Origin of the sequence: Myxococcus sp. AB056, assembly GCF_006547365.1 — a bacterium.
GTDB lineage: Bacteria > Myxococcota > Myxococcia > Myxococcales > Myxococcaceae > Myxococcus > Myxococcus virescens.
Map to the genome: position 1 here is coordinate 39133 of NZ_VHLB01000031.1, position 20110 is coordinate 59242.

The window sequence follows — 20110 nt, forward strand, 5'->3', positions numbered from 1 at the left end:
ATCACCCCTTGACTCCGCCAGCGGTCAAACCGCCGACGAGGTGTTTCTGAAGCGCGAAGAACAACGCCATGACCGGCGCGGAGACGATGAGCGCGCCCGCGGCGAACTTGCCCCACTCCACCTTGTGCTCGCCGACGAGGCGCTGGAGCGCGACGGGCAGGGTGAAGCGGGACGGGTCATTGAGCAGCGTGGCGGCGAGGATGAACTCGTTCCACGCCGTCATGAAGGAGAAGAGCGCCGTCACGGCCAGCGCGGGCCGGGCCAGCGGGAGCACCACGCGCACGAACACCTGGAAGGTGGAGGCGCCGTCCATCACCGCCGCTTCCTCCAACTCGCGCGGCAGCGTGTCGAAGTAGCCCTTGAGGTTCCAGATGCAGAAGGGCAGGGCGGTGGTGGCGTAGACCAGGACGAGCCCCGTGAGGCTGTCCAGCAGGTGCAGCTTCTGGAGGATGCTGTAGATGGGCACCATCATCAGCGTCGCCGGGAACATCTGCGTCACCAGCAGCGCCTGCATCCCGCCTTCCTTGCCGGGGAACCGGAAGCGCGACAGCGCGTAGGCCGCGGACACCGCCAGCGTCAGGCCCACCAGCGTGGTGGCGCCCGCCACGACGATGCTCGCCAGGAGCTGCCGGCCGAACACCCACCGCCCCGCCGCGTCCGTGCCGGAGAGCACCTGACGGAAGTGCTCCAGCGTGACGGTTTCGGGGAAGGGGTTGGCGGTGAGCGCGAGCCCGTCCGTGGGCGACAGCGCCATCTTCACCACCCAGAGCACCGGGTAGAGCGTGGCCATGCACAGTAGCGTCAGCCCGGCGTGGATGGCGGCCATCTTCAAGCGCGAGGGGCGGTTCATCCCATCACCTCCGAGGACGACCGCATCAATCGCTTGGTGAAGGCGGACCAGACCAGCAGCACCACGAAGATGAGGACCGAGTACGCCGCCGCGAAGCCGTACTGCTCGTTGCGCTGGAAGGCCCAACGGTAGGCCTCCGACACCAGGATGTCGGTGCCGCCGCCCGGCTCACCGCCGGACACCAGGTAGATGATGTTGAACATGTTGAAGGTCCACACGCTGCCCAGGATGACGGCCGGCAGCATGGCGGGCCTCAGCAGCGGCAGGGTGATGCGGCGGAACTGCGTCCACTTGCTCGCGCCGTCCACCTCCGCCGCTTCGTAGAGCTCCTGGGGGATGGACTGGAGCGCGCCCAGCGCCACCACCATCATGAAGGGGAAGCCCAGCCAGGTGTTGGTGGCCACGTTGGCCGCGAAGGCCGTGGAGAAGCGGGTGAACCAGCTCACCGGCTCCAAGTCCAGGGCGACCAGCAGGCCGTTGATGGCGCCGAACTGCCGGTGGAACATGCCCTTCCACATGAGCGCGGTGATGTAGTTGGGCACGGCCCAGGGGATGATGAGCAACACCCGGTAGACCCCCCGCAGCTTCAGCAGCGGATCCTTCAACAGCAGCGCCAGGAACAGGCCGATGCTGACGTGGAGCACCACGTTGACCACCGCCCACAGCAGCGTCACGGCCAGCGTGAAATAGAAGGACAGTGGCTCGGTGATGCTGTAGCCGCGGCTGGCCAGGATATCCACGAAGTTGGCCAGGCCCACGAAGGAGTATTCCCCCGCCTCGTGGTGGAACAGCGACAGGCTGAGGCCCACCGCGAAGGGGACGAACACCAGCAGCGCCACGCCGGCCGCCGCGGGGGTGATGTACGCCACCGCCTGCGCCACATCCGGGTAACGGCGCTTGAAGGGCAGTGTCGCCGCCGGGCGCCGCAGCACATAGACGGAGCCGCCCAGCGCCATGGCGCCCACCAGGCCCAGCCAAGGCATGGGACTGGCGTCGGGCGGGCGCTCGCGGTGCAGCGCGCGGTAGCGCCGGTCCGCCAGCGCGCCCGCGTCCTGGGGCGCGGTGCCGCCCTGGAGTACCGCGCGCAGCGCCAGTTTCATGGGCTCCCAGACGCGCGCCATCTCCAGCGTGTTGGGCATGGGCGTGGCGTGGCGGGCCGCCTCGCGGAAGGAGGAGATGAGCGTGTCCTCCCGCACCTCGTTCAGCGTGTACGCGGCCACGTCCGCCGGAATCTGCCGGCCCACCATGGCCCGCACGCGTGAGGCCTCGCCCAGGGAGATGAAGCGCGCCAGCGCCTGGGCCTGCTCCGCTCGCTCGGAGCGCGCGGAGACGTAGGCCGTCTCCACGCCCAGGAAGGGGCGGATGGGGATGTTCGTGGTGCTCACCGTCGGCAGCCCCACCACGCGGTATTCCACCTGGGGGGCAATCTCCCCGGCGAACCACGGCCCGCTGATGATCATGGCGGCGCGGCCGTCGTTGAAGAGGCTCTTCACCAGCGCGCCCGAGGCCTCCTGGGGGATGAAGCGCTGGTCCTGCAGGTCCTTCACAAAGGCCAGGGAGCGGGCCATCCCCTGTGTGTCGAAGCTCGCGCGGCCGTTTGCATCGAACAGCTCGCCGCCGAAGCCGAAGAGGAAGCCCGCGTGGAAGTAGAAGTCGCCGCTCTCGTAGGCCAGCCCGAAGCGGCCCGCGTCCGCGTCCGATAGCGCGGGCAGCATCGCCAGCAGCGCGTCCGTCGTCTCTGGCGGCTGGGGCACGAGCTTCGTGTTGACGTAGAGCGCCAACGACTTGAGCGACATGGGATAGCCGTACACCTGGCCATCCACCTCCAGCGCCTCCACGGCGTTGGGGAAGTAGTCCTCGCGCGCCAGCCCACTGGCGGGAGCCACCAGATGCATCGCGTGGAAGTTGCGCAGTCGCTCGTGGTTGAAGATGAAGACGTCCGGGCCCACGCCATGGGGAATGGCGTTGGTCAGCTTGGCCGCGTAGGCGTCGTAGGGCAGGGCGAGCAGCTCCACCTGGACGCCCGTCTTCGAGGTGAAGAGCTCCGTGGCCTGGACGAGCGCCATCTCCTCGCCGCCGCGGTACGCGTGCCACAGCTTCAACGGCTTCTCCGTCGCGGGCGCCGCTTGCGCGCTCAGCGCCGTGGCGAGCAGTGCCAGGCCGAGCCACCGGCTCACGACGCGATCTCCATCGCGGCGCGCTGCTCCGGATGGCGCAGCGCCTTCGCGCCGTCCTTGGAGAAGACGTGCAGCGCGTCCGCCACGGGGGCCAGGTGCACCTTGTCACCGACCGCGACGTTCACGCCCTTGTCGAAGCGAGCCGCCACCAGTCCGGCCTCCGTTTTGACGAAGGCGTACCCGTCGAAGCCCAGTCGCTCCACGGCGTCCACGGTGCCAGTGAGGGGCCCCTGGGATTCCACGCGCAAATCCTGGGGACGCAGGCCCAGCAGCACCGTGGCTTCCTCCGGGGGCACGTCCGCCGGACAGGGCAGGGTGAAGCCCTTGCCGGTAAACTGGGCCCCCTCTCGCCGCGCCTCCAGGAAGTTCATGGAGGGGGAGCCGAGGAACCCCGCGACGAACTGGTTGGCGGGGCGGTTGTAGAGCTCCAGCGGCGGGCCCACCTGCTGGAGGAGCCCGCCATTGAAGACGGCCACGCGGGTGGCCAGCGTCATCGCCTCCACCTGGTCGTGGGTGACGTAGATCATCGTCGCGCTCAGCCGGCGGTGCAGCCGCGCCAGCTCGCCGCGCATCTGGACCCGGAGCGCGGTGTCCAGGTTGGAGAGGGGCTCGTCGAAGAGGAAGACCTTGGGGCGGCGGACGATGGCTCGCCCCATGGCCACGCGCTGGCGTTGGCCGCCGGACAGGGCCTTGGGCTTGCGCTCCAGGAGCTGGTTCAGCTCCAGCATTCCGGCCACCTCCTGCACGCGCGACGCAATCTCCGCGGCGGGGAACTTCCGGAGCGTCAGGCCGAAGGCCAGATTCTCCCGCACCGTCATGTGCGGGTAGAGCGCATAGGACTGGAACACCATTGCAACGTCTCGGTCACGAGGCGGAACGTCGTTCACCCGGGCGCCGCCAATGCGCACCTCGCCCGCGTCCACCTGTTCCAGGCCCGCGATGAGCCGCAGCAAGGTCGTCTTCCCGCAGCCAGACGGGCCGACCATCACCAGGAATTCACCTTCACCCACCTGAAGGTCCACGCCCTTCACGATGAGGTTCTGGCCAAACGACTTCTTGATCCCGCTCAGGGTGACTTCGGACAAGTCGTGCTCGGAGAAATTGATGGGAAGACGGTCGCGCACCTTACCCGGACGCTTCTTATTTCCTCAAACCTCCTTGGTTGCTTGCGCTGCATCCTTCCGGCGCGTGCGCCAGTGAACGAAGGTCTGTTCCCGATTGGAAACCCGGACCCAGTCTTGTCAGGCATGGAAGGCGCTTGTTATGGAACCGGAGTTTGATTGCCGGGCCGAGTCATGTCCGGACCTCGAGGTCAGCCTACCTGATGCTCACTCACAGAATGTCCCGCCTCGTGGGCGCGGCGCTGTCCACCGCCCTGTTCATCACTGGCTGTAGCGAGAGCGACTACGTCCGGCTGTACCACAGTGATGCTCGGGCCCCGAGCTACTCGGTGGACGACATCGAGTCCCTTCGCCAGATCGGCCCCACCTTCGTGGACAAGGGCGTGAACTTCGCCCTGTACTCGGAGAACGCCACCCGGCTGGAGCTGCTGCTCTTCGAGGACCCGGAGAGCAACCGCCCGGCGCGCGCCTATGAGATGACACGCTATGGCGACGTGTGGAGCGTCTACGTGGAAGGCGTGGGCGTGGGACAGCACTACGGCTTCCGCGCATGGGGACCCAACTGGGAGTTCGACCCGCGGTGGTTCCCCGGGTCCATCCACGGCTTCAAGGCGGACGCGGACGTCTACGGCAACCGCTTCAATCCCAACAAACTGCTCACGGACCCGTACTCCAAGGCCCTGCACCGCGACCACGACTGGAGCAAGGGCAGCACGGCCAGCGGTCCGGCTCGCACGGAGGTGACCTACGCGGCCTCCGCCAAGAGCGTGCTCGTCAAGAGCGGCGACTACCAGTGGGGTGAGGCCGAGCAGCAGTGGCGCGCCAACCGCCAGGACGAGAACTGGCAGGGGCACGGCTGGCAGGACCTCATCGTCTACGAGGTTCACGCCAAGGGCTTCACGGCGGACCCCGCCAGCGGCGTTCGCTTCCCGGGCACCTACCGCGGCTTCGGTGAGAAGGCGGCCTACCTGGCCGAGCTGGGCATCACCGCGGTGGAGCTGCTGCCCATCCACGAGAAGCCGCTGGACGGTGGCTACTGGGGCTACCAGACCATCAACTTCTTCGCGCCCGAGCTGTCCTACGCGGCCTTCAAGGAGCCGCACCAGGTCATCAACGAGTTCAAGTGGATGGTGGAGCAGCTCCACAAGCACGGCATCGAGGTGATTATCGACGTCGTCTACAACCACACCGGCGAGGGGGGCCTCTGGCGCGAGAAGCTGGAGACGGATGACGTCATGCCCGGCGAGCCGCTGGAGTCCCTGGACCCCGCGGAGACGGCTGGCCTCTATTCGTTCCGCGGCATCGACAACCAGGCGTACTACGCGCTCAACCCGGACCGCCGCACGTATTGGAACAACACCGGCGTCGGTAACCAGACGCGCCCCAACCACCGGCCCACGCGCAAGCTCATCATCGACAGCCTGCGCTTCTACGTGGAAGAGCTCCACGTGGACGGCTTCCGCTTCGACCTGGCGCCCATCCTGGGTGAGCGCGACGGCGACTACAACCGCTGGGACGACCCGCGCAACACCGTGCTCCAGGATGTCATCGACGACCCGGTGCTCCAGAAGTACAACACCCGCATCATGGCCGAGCCGTGGAGCGCGGGCGGCTGGTACTGCATGCCGCTGGGCGAGTTCCCCAACGCCAAGACGCAGCCGGGCAATGGCTGGTACGAGTGGAACGGCCGCTTCCGCGACTGGTGGCGCGCGTTCATGAACCAGGACGGTTGGAAGCTCAACTCCAACGAGGGTTCGCTGTGCGGCCGGCCTGGCACGGTGGACGGCGGCTTCCTGATGTACGGCAGCCAGGAGTGGTTCGAGCGCAATGGCCGCCGCCCGTATCACTCCATGAACTTCATCACCGTGCACGACGGCTTCACGATGTACGACCTGTTCGCGTACGACGAGAAGCAGAACCGCTGCGGTCCGTTGAACCCGGTGTGCTGTGACACACCGAACAGCCCCTTCTGCGACAAGGTCAGCGGCGAGGATCGCAACCGTTCCCGCAACTGGGGGCCGATTGGCGACGAGCGCGCGGAGAGCATGCGGCGGCAGATGATGCGCAATGCCTTCATGTCGATGATGATCAGCCACGGCACGCCGATGATCCTGGGCGGCGACGAGTGGATGCGCACGCAGTTGGGGAACAACAACGCTTACTCCACGCTGTCCGACAACCCTTTCAACTGGTACCAGTGGGGGACGTACCTGGCGCGCGACGAACGTCACCGCATGTTCGAATTCGTGAAGGCAGCCATCCGCCTGCGCAAGGAGCACGCCTACGCCTTCGCGCCGAAGGACTACGGCAAGGGCGCGCCGCTGGCCTGGAAGAGTGCCCAGAACACCGAGGCGGCGTGGGACAGCAAGCAGTTGATGATTCACTACCACGACGCGTCCTACGGGCCGGAGCTGCTGGTGCTCATCAACATGGAGCCCCGCGCGGTGACGTTCACGCTGCCCGAAGGCCGCAAGTGGACGCGGCTCATCGACACGCAGGCGTACTTCGACAGCCCCACCTATCTCACGATGGCGGGCCTGGACAGCCGGTCCACGGGTAACTCGTGGCTGGATGCAGCGTCACCAGTGAACGGTCCGACGTACGGGATGCCGGAAAGAACCATCGTCATCCTGCGTGCGGAGTAGGCAGGCAAGCAGGTTGCGCTATAAGCGGGGCCCGCCCATGCGAGTCCTGCCTGCGCGCCTCGGCGCTATCCTGTTGTCGTTCCTGCCGCTCGTTGCCCTGGCCGATGCGCCTCGCGATCGCTTCGGGGCCGCGGGTTATTTCCGCATCATGACCCGCCCGGACTTCGCGGGCGGCTCGGGCCAGTTGGGCTATTACTGGCTCTACGGTCGGCTCCTCAACGAAAGCCCTTACGGTGAGCTCAACCTCCGGCTGGACGCGTTGCAGGCCACGCCGGGGACCGACGAGGTGTGGGCCGAGGTCCACTCCCGTATCTCTGGCAGGTCGTTTCGTTCGGCGGACCCCGGTAATGGCTCGCTGGTGAACTTCAGCGCTGACTACCTCTTCGTCCGCGCCGGCAACATCCTGCTGGACCGGGTGACGTGGCAGCTCGGCACGCTCGAGGACCGCTGGAACGACCTGCACATCTACGACCAGCGTCCTGGCACGCTGCTCTGGGACACGGTGGGCCTGTCCGGCACGTACCAGGGCGACCGCTACGACGTCCTGCTGGCGGTGGGGGACAGCGGCTACACGCTGCGCCCGAACAACTACAACACGGTGCTGACGGGCGCCGCGTCGTTCCGCTACCGGCTGATTCCCGGTCACCTGGAGGTGGGTATCCGCGGCCAGGTGGGCTACGAGCCCGCGGTGCGCGGCAACCGGAACGCGCTCTACGCTTCGCCCGGGACCAGCTACGAGAACTTCGCGCGGCGCGAGGTGGTGCGGCGCTACTTCGAGGCCAACCCGGGCGCGGAGGACCTGGTCCCGGACCTCAAGGCCCGCAGCGCGCTGTCGTACCGGGCCATGGGCTATCTGGGCTTCGGCGGGGTGGGGCCGCTGGTGTGGAGCAACCTGTACCTGACCTTCGAGAAGCGCCACCCGCAGCCCTTCTACACGGAGAACTTCCGGGGCCGGGACTGGACCGTGTACGTCACGGACCAGACCGACGAGCGCTACGACGCCAACCTCGGCAACGAGGCCTACCTGCGCATCATCCCCGACAAGCTGGAGGCGCTCTGGGGTGTGTGGGCGGGTTACTCGTTCAACAAGGACAACACGATTGCCGCGGGCGAGGACAACCGCGTCATCGCCTCCACGGTGCTCCGCCTTCAGTACTTCCTCACCGACAGGGTTCACCTCCTGGTGGAGAGCAGCGTCGCGCGCGAGAAGAGCCTGAACGGCAATCTCTACCGCAACCATGTGGACTCGGTGTTCACCAGCACCGACGGCATGGCGGACGCGCGCGGCCTGGAGTTCGGTGACAGCGACACGCGCGACACCTGGCAGTTCAAGGCCGGTGTGGTGCTCAACCCCACGGGCCGCAGCATCTACGCGCGCCCCAGTCTGCGGCTGCTGTACGGGCTCCAGCGCTCCACCCAACATGCGGCGTTCGGCAACTCCTTCGTGGACAGCCTGGACCAGTACAACGTTTACGTCGGCCCCGAGCGTCACTGGCACTCGGTGGTCGCGATCGAGGCCGAAGGATGGTTCTGACAAGGCGATGGAGCGTGGTGGTCTCCCTCACGGCGGCGCTGGCCGCGGTGACGCTCGCGGCGTGTCTGCCCCGCGCGGCGCCTCCACCCCTGGCGCCCAGCGGCACGGTGGTCGCCGTGGCCTACGTGCGGGATGACGCGAGGCGGGCCGGCGTGGTGGCGGACGTCCCGGAAGGACTGAAGCAGCGCATCGCGGAGACCCTGGCCAGGCGCAACCTGCGCGTGGAGGTGGTGCCCTACGCGGACTACGCCGCCTACTTCGCGAAGGTGCGCGACTCGCAGCGCCGCTTCGAGATGCTGAAGGCGCTGACGCCGGAGGCGCCGCTGCACCTGCTGGTGGAGACGCGGGTGTCGTTCTTCAGCCAGGTGGGGGGCCGCTTCTCGTGGGACATCTCGGTGCGGACCACGGGCGCGCGCGCGGACTCCGCGATGGCGCCCACCGTCGTCACCCAGGACTACGGCGCGGCGCTTCAGTTCGACCAGCAGCGCGAGGACGATGCGCAGTTGGAGGTGGCCGCGCAGATCGCCGGGCAGGCGGGCGCGCTGTTCGACTCCTTCCTGGCCTCGCCCTTCCTGGTGCCGGACACGGACGGTGGTCCGGGCACGGTGCCGGGGCTCGACGCGCCGGCCGGACCGGGCATCGAGCCGGGCACGGGCACTCCGGCCGTGCCCGAGCCCTACCGGGGTTCGTGGGAGCCGCCGGCGGGAGACGCGGTCTACTTCGTGATGGTGGACCGCTTCTCCAATGGAGACCCGAAGAACGACGGTGCGGTGGACCTGGAGGACGCGCAGGCCTTTCACGGCGGAGACCTGCAAGGTGTCATTGACCGACTGGACGGGCTGCAGCAGCTCGGTGTCCGCACGGTGTGGCTTTCACCCGTCTTCCAGATGCGCACCGACAAGTTCCATGGGTACGGCGCCTTCCACGGTTACTGGGTGGAGGACTTCGGCCGGGTGGAGCCGCGCTTCGGAGACGAGGCTCTGCTGAAGACGCTGGCGGCGGAGTTGCGCCGCCGGGACATGCGGCTGGTGCTGGACGTGGTGCTCAACCACGTGGGGCCGGAGACGCGCCTGTCGCGTGAGCGGCCCGACTGGTTCCACGGCCTGGGGCCCATCAAGGACTGGGGCGATTCACGCGAGCTGGTGATGGGAGACGTGCACGGCCTGCCGGACCTCGCCGTGGAGAGGGAAGACGTGTACGCGCACCTGCTGGCGCATTCACGCCGGTGGGTGGACGTGCTCCAGCCCGCGGGCTTCCGGCTGGACGCGGTGAAGCACATGCCCACCTCCTTCTGGGCTCGCTACAACGACGACTTGCGCCAGCACGCGGGGCCGGACTTCCTGCTGTTGGGGGAGATGCTGGACGGCGACCCGGTGCTGCTGTCGAACACGATGAAGGAAGGCCGCTTCGGGACGATGTTCGACTTCCCGCTGGCCTTCGCGCTGGTGGACGTCTTCTGCAGGGACCGCTCCCCGTCGCACCTGGGCGCCATCCTCTTCAACGACCGGCTCTACCCGGCGCCGGGCTCCCTCGTGACGATGGTGGACAACCACGACCTGCCCCGGGTGATGAGTGAGTGCGGTGGTGACGTGGAGCGGGTGAAGCGGGCGCTGGCGGTGCAGCTCACCGCGCGCGGCGTGCCGGCGCTCACCTACGGCACCGAGGAGGGCCTGACGGGCGCGAAGGAGCCGGAGAACCGGGGCGACATGCGCTTCACGAACCACCCGCTGCGGTCGTGGATTGGCGGGTTGCTGGCGTTGCGTCGAGGCAGTGAGGCCCTCCAGCGTGGCGAGACGTTGATGCTCGCCGCCCGGGAGGACCTCTTCGCCTACGCTCGCGTCACCGCCGACGAGGCCGTCGTCATCGCCGTGAATACCCGTGACAGCGCCGTGGACGTGCCGCTGCCTGACGGGCTGGCCGGCGCGAAGCTGGAGCCGCTGGCCCTGGCGCCGCCGCTGGCCGCCGGGGGCGCGGGCTTCATGCGCGTGCCCGCCGGCGAGGTGGCCCTGGCGCGGCTGAAGCCCCAGGCGGCCGGCGGCTTCGCCACGGCGGCGAAGCTCGCGGGTCTGCGGTGGCGGGGGCTGGGCACGCGGCGCCAGGTGGAGCTGGCCGTGGGTGACCCGTCGGTGCGGTTGGTGGGCAGCGGGCCGGAGATGGGTGGGTGGAAGCCCGAGCGCTCGCTTCGTCCAGGGCCCGACGGCTTCTCGCTGTCGCTGCCCGTGGGCGCCGTCTTCGAGTACAAGCTCTTGCGCGGCGGCTCCCAGGGCACTTTTGACTGGGAGGACGGCGCCAATCGTCTGCTGTTCGTGGACGAAGGCACCGGGCCGCTGCGCCAGACGCTGGCGTGGAGCCAGCGCTGACCGCACCTGTTTCATTTCGCCCCGCCTGGCGCGGGGCCCACTCCGAGGTTCGAAGTGAACGACCGACTCCTCCGCGCGGCGCGCCGCCAGCCCACAGACACGACGCCGGTATGGCTGATGCGCCAGGCGGGCCGCTACCTGCCCGAGTACCGGGCCATCCGCGGGAACATCGCCTTCCTGGACCTGTGCAAGCACCCGGACCTGGCCGCGGAAGTCACCGTCCAGCCGGTGACGCGCCTGGGAGTGGACGCGGCCATCATCTTCTCGGACATCCTCATCCCCGTGGAGGCCATGGGCATCACCCTGGAGCTGGGGGACAAGGGGCCGCACTTCCCCGACCCCGTGCGCTCCGCGGCGGACATCGACAAGCTGGGCGTGCCGGACCCGGTGGAGGGCACCGGCTTCGTGGCCGAGGCCATCCGCCGCACGCGCAAGGCGCTCAATGACTCCGTGCCCGTCATCGGCTTCGCGGGCGCGCCCTTCACGCTGGCCGCGTACATGGTGGAGGGTGGCGGCTCCAAGAGCTACATCCTCATCAAGCGGCTGATGTTCGAGCAGCCCGAGCTGGCGCACCGCCTCTTCGGCAAGCTCACCGACACGCTCATCCCCTACCTGAAGATGCAGGTGGAGGCGGGCGCGAGCATCGTCCAGATTTTCGACTCGTGGGGCGGCGCGCTGTCGCCATGGGACTACGAGCGCTTCTGCATTCCCTACCTCAAGCGCATGGTGACCGAGCTGAAGGCCACCGGCGTGCCCGTCATCGTGTTCGGCGTGGGCATGTCCTCGCACCTGCCGCTGCTCAAGAGCACCGGCGCGGACGTGGTGGGCCTGGACTGGACGCTGCCCATGGACCAGGGCCGGAAGGTGCTGGGGCCGGACGTGGCGGTGCAGGGCAACCTGGACCCGCTGCACCTGTTCCTCCCCCGAGAGGAGCTGGACGGCCGCGTGAAGGACATCCTCCGCCGCGCGGGCCCCGACGGGCACATCTTCAACCTGGGCCACGGCATCCTCCCGCCCACGGACCCCGATGCCGCGAAGTTCCTGGTGGACGCCGTCCACCGCCACGGCGTGGCCCTGCGCCAGGGCACGCTGGGCGCCTAGGGTCGCCTCCCCCCGGGGCGGACAGTCGCCCCGGGGGAGTGTCCACCGATTGATTTTTGAATCAACGGACGATTGACGCGGCGCATCGCCGCTCGTTAGATGCCCACCTCCCGACTTCGCTGGAGGTGTGGCACACATGGCAAGCGAGAAGCGCAACGGCCCCCGAAGGGTGGCCATCGTCCGCGGCCTACGGACCCCGTTCGTCAAGGCGGGCTCCGTCTTCTCAGGGCTGACGGCGCTGGATTTGGGCCGCCTGGTGGTCCAGGAGCTGGTCCAGAAGACGGACCTGGACCCGAACGTCATCGACCAGGTGGTGTTCGGCCAGGTCATCCCCACGTTGACGGCCCCGTCCATTGCCCGCGAGGTCGTCATCGCGGCGGGGCTGCCGAAGAAGATTGATGCCTTCACGGTGTCGCGCGCGTGCGCCACGTCCATCCAGGCGATGACGGCGGCGGCCAACGCGATTGCCACGGGCGAGGCGGACGTCATCATCGCCGGTGGCACCGAGTCCATGTCGGACGCGCCCATCTTCACCAGCCGGCCGCTGGCCCACGCGCTGGTGGCGGCGTCCAAGGGGCGCTCGCTGCCGGACAAGCTCAAGCCCTTCCAGCGCCTCAAGGCCAAGGATTTGCTGCCGGTGCCCCCGGCCATCGCCGAGTACTCCACCGGCATGACGATGGGGGAGAGCGCGGAGAAGATGGCCAAGGAGAACGGCATCTCCCGCGAGGAGCAGGACCGCATCGCCTTCAACTCGCACCGCAACGCGGCCAAGGCGTGGAAGGACGGCCTGTTCGACAACGAGGTCATGCACGTCGTCGTGCCGCCGAAGTTCGACAAGACGGCGGAGCGCGACAACATCGTCCGTGAGGACTCCAGCATGGAGGCGCTGGGGCAGCTCAAGCCGGCGTTCGACCGCAAGTACGGCACGATTACGGCGGGCAACGCGTCGCCGCTGACGGACGGCGCCGCGGCGCTGCTGCTGATGAGCGAGGAGAAGGCGCGCGCGCTGGGCTACGAGCCGCTGGGCTTCCTGCGCAGCCACGCCTACGCGGCCACGGACCCGGGCGACCAGCTGCTCCAGGGCCCGGCCTACGCGGTGCCCACAGCGCTCAAGCGCGCGGGCATGACGCTGGCGGACATCGACCTGGTGGAGATGCATGAGGCCTTCGCCGCGCAGGTGGCGAGCAACATCCAGGCGCTGGCGTCCCCGTCCTTCGCGAAGAAGGCGGGCTGGAGCGCGCCGGTGGGCGAAATCGACCGGGAGCGGCTGAACGTGACGGGTGGCTCCATCGCCATCGGTCATCCCTTCGGGGCCACGGGGGCGCGCATCGTCACCCAGGCCCTCAATGAGCTGAAGCGTCGGAACAAGAACACGGCGATGTGCACCGTCTGCGCGGCGGGCGGCCTGGGCGCAGTCGTCATCCTGGAGCGTGCGTGATGGCCACCAAGGCGGAAGAGCTCGAGGTGAAGCAGGGCTTCTCGTACCGGGTGGAGGACGGCGTCGCCGTCATCACCTTCGACCTGCCGGACTCGCCGGTGAACACGCTGTCGCCGGAGACGGGCGAGGCCTTCCTGCGCGTCATGGCACGCGCGGAGCGCGAGCCCGAGGTGAAGGCCGTCGTCTTCACGTCCGGCAAGAAGGACTCGTTCGTCGCCGGGGCGAAAATCGACTTCCTGCAGACCATCAAGACGGCGGAGGAGGCCACCGCCATCAGCCGCAACGGGCAGGAGGGCTTCGACAAGCTGGCCGACTTCCCCAAGCCCGTCGTCGCGGCCATCCACGGCGCATGTCTGGGCGGCGGCCTGGAGTGGGCGCTGGCGTGTGACTACCGCATCGCCACCGACAGCCCGAAGACGTCGCTGGGGCTGCCGGAGGTGCAGCTGGGCCTGATTCCGGGCGCGGGCGGCACGCAGCGGCTGCCGGCGCTGATTGGCGTGCAGGCGGCGCTGGACCTCATCCTCACCGGCAAGAGCCTCAAGCCCGCGAAGGCGAAGAAGCTGGGCGTGGTGGATGAGGTGGTGCCGGCGCCCATCCTCCGCGCCGTCGCGGTGCGGCGCGCGAAGGAGCTGGCTGAAGGCAAGCTGAAGGTGGACCGCCGTCACGGTCAGGGCTTCAAGGGCGTGGCCGCGAACGGCAAGGCGAAGGGGCTGGCGGGCTTCATCCAGGGCCTGGCCAACAAGGAGCTGTGGGCGGAGGTGGCGCTGGAGGACAACCCGCTGGGCCGCAAGGTCCTCTTCGACCAGGCGCGCAAGCAGCTCCTGAAGAAGACGCGCGGCAAGTTCCCCGCGCCGGAGAAGGCGCTCCAGGTCGTGCGCGTGGGCCTGGAGTCCGGGCACAAGGCGGGCCAGGAGGCGGAAGCGAAGGCCTTTGGCGAGCTGGTGGTGTCGGACGTCTCCAAGCGGCTGGTGGAGATCTTCTTCGCCACCACGGCGCTGAAGAAGGAGAACGGCACCTCCAACCCCGACGCGAAGCCGCGCGAGGTGAAGAAGGTGGCGGTGCTGGGCGGCGGGTTGATGGGCGGCGGCATCGCCTATGTCACCAGCGTGCTCCAGGGCGTGCCCGTGCGCGTGAAGGACAAGGACGACGCGGGCGTGGGCCGGGCCATGAAGCAGGTGCAGTCCATCCTGGATGAGCGCGTGAAGCGGCGCTCACTCACACGCCGCGAGGCCACGGCGAAGTCGGCCCTGGTGACGGCGGGCACGGACTACAGCGGCTTCAAGTCCGCGGACCTGGTCATCGAGGCGGTGTTCGAGGACCTCAAGCTCAAGCACCGCATCATCGCGGAGGTGGAGGCCGTCACCGGCGACCAGACCATCTTCGCGTCCAACACCTCCAGCATCCCGATTACGGAGCTGGCCAAGGGCAGCCGCCGGCCGGCGCAAGTCATTGGCATGCATTACTTCAGCCCGGTCCACAAGATGCCGCTGCTGGAGATCATCACCCACGCGGGCACCGCGGACTGGGTGACGGCCACCTGCGTGGAGGTGGGGCGCAAGCAGGGCAAGACGGTCATCGTCGTCAACGACGGGCCGGGCTTCTACACCTCGCGCATCCTCGCCCCGTACATGAACGAGGCGGCGTACCTGCTGGCGGAAGGCGCGGACATCGCGGAGCTGGACAGGGCGCTGGTCGAGTTCGGCTTCCCCGTGGGCCCGATTACCCTCCTGGACGAGGTGGGCATCGACGTGGCGCAGAAGGTGGGCCCCATCATGGAGGCCGCCTTCGGCAAGCGCATGGCGGCGCCCAAGGCCCTGGAGAAGGTGGTGGCCGACGGCCGCCTGGGCCGCAAGACGCAGAAGGGCTTCTACCTGTACGAGGACGGGAAGAAGCAGGAGGTGGACAGCTCCATCTATGCCCTGCTGCCGCACGGCACGGAGCGCCGCTCCTTCGACCGCGCGGAGATGGCGGAGCGCGTGGTGCTGCAGATGGTCAACGAGGCCATCCGCTGCCTGGGCGAGGGCATCCTCCGCAGCGCGCGTGACGGCGACGTGGGCGCCATCTTTGGCCTGGGCTTCCCGCCCTTCCTGGGCGGCCCCTTCCACTACGTGGACAGCCGCGGTCCCGCCGAGGTGCTGCGCAAGCTGGAGCACTACCACGACAAGCTCGGGGAGCGTTTCGCCCCCGCGCCGCACCTGGTGGAGATGGTGAAGGCGGGCAAGACGTTCTACCCGCGCTGAGTCATTCCAGTGACTGCACCCGGGAGTCCCGCGTATCAGCGGCTCCCGGGCTTGACCGGAGGCCGTCTCTGGCCCGAGCCTCCCGGGCTCCATGGCACGCTCCGCGTCCCGCACCATCGTCCTCGTCGTCCTGTCGGCCGTCGTGGCCTGTGGCGCCGCCGCCACCGCCGGGGCCTGGCGCTTCTTCCACAAGGACCCCAACAACCCCGTCGTCCGGCTCGACGAGTACTTCACCATGGGCTGGGTGGCCTGGGATTCCAGCTGGTACATGCGGATTGCCCAGGAGGGCTACCAGTTCGCCCCGGGCCAGCAGAGCTCGGTGGCGTTCTTCCCGCTGTACCCGCTGCTCATCCGCGCGGTGGAGTCGCTGGGGCCCAATGTGTACCAGTCCGGCGTGCTCATCACGCTGCTGTGCGGCCCGCTGGCGTTGATGCTCTTCACCGTCTGGGCGCGCAAGCTGACGGACGAGGATACGGCGCTGAAGGCCGGGCTGCTGATGGCCTGCTACCCCTTCACGCTCTACTTCTACGGCGCCATGTATTCGGACGCGCTGTTCGTCCTGCTGGTGGTGGCGGCCTTCCTGCTGCTGGAGCGCGGGCACCTGGGGCCTGCCGTCCTCGTCGCGGCGGTGGCCACCGCGGCCCGGCCCGTGGCGCCCGCGGTGGTGCTGGGCCTGCTGGTGCGCCGCCTGGAGTGGAAGCACGCGCGCGGCGAGAAGTGGAGCGCGGTGGACTTCCTGCCGGTGCTGTCGGGCCTGGGCTTCGGCGCGTACATGCTCTTCCTGTGGCACCAGTTCGGTGACCCGGTGGCCTTCGTGAAGGTGCAGGGCTCGCCCGGCTGGGAGCAGATTCCGGGCTGGCACACGTGGCTGAAGGTGAGCTGGTTCGAGCGCGTCGTGCTGGCGCCGCAGGACAAGCGTGAGGCCTTCCGGCTGGCCGCGCACGCCTTCTTCTCGTTGCTGGCGCTGGCGCTGGTGTGGCCCACGCGCAAGCTGCTGGGGTGGGGCTACGCCGTCTACGTGCTGGCCATCGTCGGGTTGCCCGCGTGGTCCACCAAGGACTTCATGGGCATGGGGCGCTACCTGCTGTCCGCCTTCCCCGTCTTCCTCACCGCGGCGATGCTCCTGCGCGAGCGGCCCTTGCTGCTGCGCGGGGCGCTGGCGGTAGGCGCCGCGTCGCTGCTCGTCCTCTCGTGGGCCTTCGGCGCGGACTACTACGTCTCATGAGCGACCTCCTCGAACAGGCCCTCCTTCGCTACGACGGGTTGCCCGTCGCCGAGCGCTTCCACGTCCACGCGCGGGCCTTCTCCGCCCCGCTGCTGGCCATGGCCGCGCGAACGCCCGTGGGCGCCGTGGCGGACATTGGCTGTGGGCACGGATTGCTGTCCGCGCTGCTGGCCCTGGAGGACCCGGGCCGCACCGTGCACGGCGTGGACCCGGACTCGCGCAAGGTAGCCTGGGCACGGCGAGCGCTCGCGGGCCAGCCCAACGTGCGCATCGAGGAAGGCACCGTGGAGGAGACACTGGCCCAGGGCGCTTCCGGGCGCTTCGACGCGGCGGTGGTGTGCGACGTGCTGTACCTGCTGCCGGAGTCGAAGTGGTCCGGCTTCCTCTCCACGGTGCGGGGCCTGCTGAAGCCCGGCGCGCGGCTGCTGCTCAAGGAGGTGGAGGGTGATGGCTCCTGGAAGCACCGCAAGGCGCTGGCGCAGGAGTGGGTGATGGTGTCGCTGCTGGGCCGCACGAAGGCCAGCGGCGGCATGGCGCTGAAGCCTCGAGCCGAGATGACGCGCTATCTGAAGGACGCGGGCTTCGCGGTGCGCGAGGTGGTGGACCTGGGGCAGGGCTACACCACGCCGCACGTCCTCTACGTGGCGGAGAACAGCGTCCCGTAGCTGTGAAGCTCGATGCCGCGTTCATTTAGTCGCGCCTTCACGCGCGCGCTGGTGAGGGCGGCCAGCTCCGCCTGCCAGCCGTAGCGCCACGCCGGGTCCTCGGGGACGTGCGGCGTGCCTTCACCCGGGTGACAGCCCAGCTCGAAGTCGCCCGCGGGCAGCGCGTCCACCACCGCGAGCAGGGCGGCCTCGTCCAGCATCCCCGCTTCGAAGACGCCGCCCGCGCTCACCCGGCGCACGCCCTTGGGGGCCCGAGGCGCGGCGCGCGCGAGCACGGCCAGCACCGTGGCCTTCAGCGCGGGGCCCGGCGCCTGCAGCCAGCGCGGGCGAGGGAGGGCGTCCGGCCAGCGCAGGGGCAGCCCTTCGCGCGCGGCCAGGGACTCCACCAGGGGACGTACACCGGGCAGCAGGTGCAGGTGCTGGTGCCCGTCCAGGTGGTCCACCGTCACGCCCAGGGCGCGGGCCCGCTGAAGCTGAGCGGAGAGCTCGCGCGCCAGCTCGTCCCGGCGCACCTGGCCGGTGAGCCAGGCGCGGGCGAAGTCGGCCCAGCTCCCCCTCATCCGGCCACCTGGTGCCACCGTGGGGACCTCGTGCGCGGGCGCCGCGGGAGGCAGCCGCGTGGAGAGCGCCAGGTGGAGGCCCACCGCGAGCCGTGCCTCCTTCGCGCGGGCGGCGGCCTCGGGCGCGGTGGGGCCCGTGGCCAGCAGCGTGGCGCTGGTGACGATGCCATCGCGGTGCGCGCGGAGGATGCCGGCGTCCAGCGAGGCATGGAGCCCCAGGTCGTCCGCGTTCACCACCAGGCGCGTGAGGGGGCGCGTCATTCGGGGCTCAGCCTCGCGCCGTGCGGCCCGGCGGCACCGCGTGGAGCTGCTGCACGGAAGGCGGCAAGCGCACCGGGTGCACTGGCGGCTGCGGCGCGCGCATCTTCGGATAGAGCTTCACCAGCTCCCGCACCATCTTCGTGATGACGGAGGGCGAGGCCAGCGTGGACACGCCGCGCGTGCGCGGGAAGTAGTCCACGCCCATCTGGAACACGCGGAAGCCCTGGCGGATGGCCTTCACCACCAGCTCCGCGTCGATGAACGAGCCCTGGCTGTGCAGCTCCATGGCCTCCAGCACACGGCGGTGCATCACCTTGAAGCTGAAGTTGACGTCCTTGATCTGGATGTCGAACAGCGACCGGATGAGCATGTTGTAGACGAACGAGTAGATGATGCGCTTGGGGCCCTCGCTCGTGCGGTCGAACCGGAAGGCGCAAATCATGTCCGCCTCCAGGTACGACATCAGGTGCAGCGCCCGCTCCAGCTCGCGCATGTCCCAGGGCAGGTCCACATCGGAGTACACGACGATGTCCTTCGTCGAGGCCGCCAGCCCGGTGCGCATGGCGCCACCCAGCTTCAGATTCACGGGGTGGTGGATGACACGCAGTTGGGGAACCTTCTGGGCCAGCGCCTCGCAGACCTCACGGGTGCGGTCCGTGGACGCGTCGTTGACGACGATGATTTCGAAGTCGTCCGTCAGGGCGGGGAGGACCTCCAGCGCCCGGCTGACGGCGCGCTCGACGTAGTCCTCTTCGTTCCAGGCGGGGAAGAACAGGCTGATGCTGGGGTATTGGGCCACGAGGGACCTCGGCGGACGGACCTGCGAAGTTGGCGGCTCGCTACCAGAGAATCCGGTTTTTATCCAATTGCAGGGGTCGCATATCGTCGCACGCCTATGATACCGTGAAATCACCATTTTGCGGGGACACTGTGAACTCCAGGCCCTTCACCCTGCTGGTAGTGGACGACTCGCAGTCGACGTTGCCTCGGTTGGCCCGTGCGCTGGGCCCGGAGGATTTCGCCCTCCGAATCACCGCCCACGGCCCGGAGGTGCCGAGGTTGGCGCGGGAGGTATCGCTGGTGGTGCTCTGCCCGGGCGAGGACGCCCAGGCCAGCGTGGGGTTGCTCGAGCGCCTGACACCCGCGGAAGGCCCGGTGGGGCCCCCCGTGGTGCTCCTGGCCCCTCCCGACCCCAGAGGTCTCTGGCTGGAGGCCCTGCGCCGCGGCGCTGAGGTCATTCTTGACCCATGGACGCCGGATGAACTGGTGGCCCGGGTGCATCGCGCCCTGGCCGCGCAGGCCCGGATGGAGTCGCTCGCCGCCCAGGTGAGCGAGCTCCAGCGGCTGTCGTCGACGGACGGCCTCACGGGCCTCCACAACCACCGGCATTTCCAGGAGCGGCTGAGGGAGGAGTTCCGCCGCGCCCAGCGTTATGACGACTCCCTGTCGCTCATCCTGCTGGACTTGGATTACTTCAAGGAAATCAACGACAAGTACGGCCACTCCGCGGGCGACGGCGTGCTGCGCGAGGTGGCCGCCGCGCTCACCCGAGGCGTGCGCGAGACGGACCTGGTGGCCCGCTATGGCGGCGAGGAGTTCGCGGTGCTGCTGCCCCGCACCCACCTCACCGGGGCGCTCACTGTCGCCGAGCGCGTCCGCCGCGAGCTGCGCGCCCTGCGGCTGGAGGTGTCGGACAGCCTGCAAGTCACCGCGTCATTGGGGGTTTCCAGCTTCCCCCACCGCACCGTCCTCACCCCGGAGCAGCTGCTCCTGACGGCCGACGAGGCCCTCTACCAGGCCAAACGGGACGGCAGGGATCGCATCTGCCTACATCCCCAGCTCCCGGTCGGTCCGCTCGGAACCTAGCCCGGGTCAAAGACCCGGGGTCTGTATTGACCCATTTGGTGGGGATGGGTCTAATTGGACCCTGTGT

The 20110-nt window shown here is 68.9% G+C and carries 14 protein-coding genes; 9 read left to right on the forward strand and 5 right to left on the reverse strand.

Annotated features, from left to right (window positions below; genetic code table 11):
- Position 1: 1 nt before the first annotated feature.
- From FMP39_RS15955 to FMP39_RS15965, 3 genes are read right to left on the reverse strand one after another with little or no spacing between them, the layout of a single operon-like run.
- Positions 2–850: a sugar ABC transporter permease gene (locus tag FMP39_RS15955; RefSeq protein ID WP_141590982.1), complete on the reverse strand. Its 849-nt coding sequence runs from the start codon at positions 848–850 to the stop codon at positions 2–4.
- Positions 847–3027 carry an extracellular solute-binding protein gene (locus FMP39_RS15960; RefSeq protein WP_141590985.1) on the reverse strand — a complete coding sequence of 727 codons (2181 nt, stop codon included), beginning with the start codon at positions 3025–3027 and terminating at the stop codon, positions 847–849. Before FMP39_RS15960 ends, FMP39_RS15955 begins: the two co-directional genes overlap by 4 nt.
- The gene (locus FMP39_RS15965; RefSeq protein WP_194858418.1) at positions 3024–4112 is read right to left on the reverse strand and encodes an ABC transporter ATP-binding protein; all 1089 of its coding nucleotides are present in this window, start codon (positions 4110–4112) and stop codon (positions 3024–3026) included. Before FMP39_RS15965 ends, FMP39_RS15960 begins: the two co-directional genes overlap by 4 nt.
- Positions 4113–4366: 254 nt before the next feature.
- Between FMP39_RS15965 and FMP39_RS15970 the strand changes: the two genes are divergently transcribed.
- From FMP39_RS15970 to FMP39_RS16005, 8 genes are all read left to right on the forward strand, one after another.
- Positions 4367–6793: a glycogen-debranching protein gene (locus FMP39_RS15970; protein ID WP_228558028.1), complete on the forward strand. Its 2427-nt coding sequence runs from the start codon at positions 4367–4369 to the stop codon at positions 6791–6793.
- Between the two features lie 37 nt (positions 6794–6830).
- Entirely contained in the window at positions 6831–8327 is a 1497-nt protein-coding gene (locus FMP39_RS15975) for a hypothetical protein (RefSeq protein ID WP_228558029.1), read from the forward strand.
- Positions 8328–8341: 14 nt separating this feature from the next.
- Positions 8342–10687, forward strand: coding sequence for an alpha-amylase family glycosyl hydrolase (locus FMP39_RS15980; RefSeq protein WP_228558030.1), 2346 nt, complete (start codon positions 8342–8344; stop codon positions 10685–10687).
- A 54-nt stretch (positions 10688–10741) separates the two neighbouring features.
- Positions 10742–11788, forward strand: a complete 1047-nt coding sequence (gene hemE / locus FMP39_RS15985) for a uroporphyrinogen decarboxylase (RefSeq protein WP_141590995.1) — start codon at positions 10742–10744, stop codon at positions 11786–11788.
- A gap of 136 nt (positions 11789–11924) precedes the next feature.
- Positions 11925–13226: an acetyl-CoA C-acyltransferase FadI gene (gene fadI, locus FMP39_RS15990; protein ID WP_141590997.1), complete on the forward strand. Its 1302-nt coding sequence runs from the start codon at positions 11925–11927 to the stop codon at positions 13224–13226.
- On the forward strand, positions 13226–15466 hold the full coding sequence (gene fadJ / locus FMP39_RS15995) for a fatty acid oxidation complex subunit alpha FadJ (protein ID WP_141590999.1): 2241 nt from the start codon (positions 13226–13228) through the stop codon (positions 15464–15466). Before fadI ends, fadJ begins: the two co-directional genes overlap by 1 nt.
- Positions 15467–15557: 91 nt before the next feature.
- Positions 15558–16691, forward strand: a complete 1134-nt coding sequence (locus FMP39_RS16000) for a mannosyltransferase family protein (protein WP_141591001.1) — start codon at positions 15558–15560, stop codon at positions 16689–16691.
- Positions 16688–17356: a bifunctional 2-polyprenyl-6-hydroxyphenol methylase/3-demethylubiquinol 3-O-methyltransferase UbiG gene (locus FMP39_RS16005; protein ID WP_141591003.1), complete on the forward strand. Its 669-nt coding sequence runs from the start codon at positions 16688–16690 to the stop codon at positions 17354–17356. The genes FMP39_RS16000 and FMP39_RS16005 overlap by 4 nt, the downstream gene beginning before the upstream one ends.
- On the opposite strand, the gene FMP39_RS16010 is transcribed toward FMP39_RS16005, so the two are convergent.
- Both FMP39_RS16010 and FMP39_RS16015 read right to left on the reverse strand, forming a co-directional pair.
- Complete coding sequence (locus FMP39_RS16010) at positions 17329–18177, reverse strand: ChbG/HpnK family deacetylase (RefSeq protein ID WP_141591005.1); 849 nt, start codon at positions 18175–18177, stop codon at positions 17329–17331. The two genes, FMP39_RS16005 and FMP39_RS16010, sit on opposite strands and share 28 nt — an antisense overlap.
- A 7-nt stretch (positions 18178–18184) precedes the next feature.
- Positions 18185–18976 carry a glycosyltransferase family 2 protein gene (locus tag FMP39_RS16015; RefSeq protein ID WP_141591007.1) on the reverse strand — a complete coding sequence of 264 codons (792 nt, stop codon included), beginning with the start codon at positions 18974–18976 and terminating at the stop codon, positions 18185–18187.
- A gap of 104 nt (positions 18977–19080) precedes the next feature.
- Here FMP39_RS16015 and FMP39_RS16020 point away from each other — a divergent pair, with 104 nt between their 5' ends.
- Entirely contained in the window at positions 19081–20043 is a 963-nt protein-coding gene (locus tag FMP39_RS16020) for a diguanylate cyclase (RefSeq protein ID WP_141591009.1), read from the forward strand.
- The last annotated feature ends 67 nt before the right edge of the window (positions 20044–20110 follow it).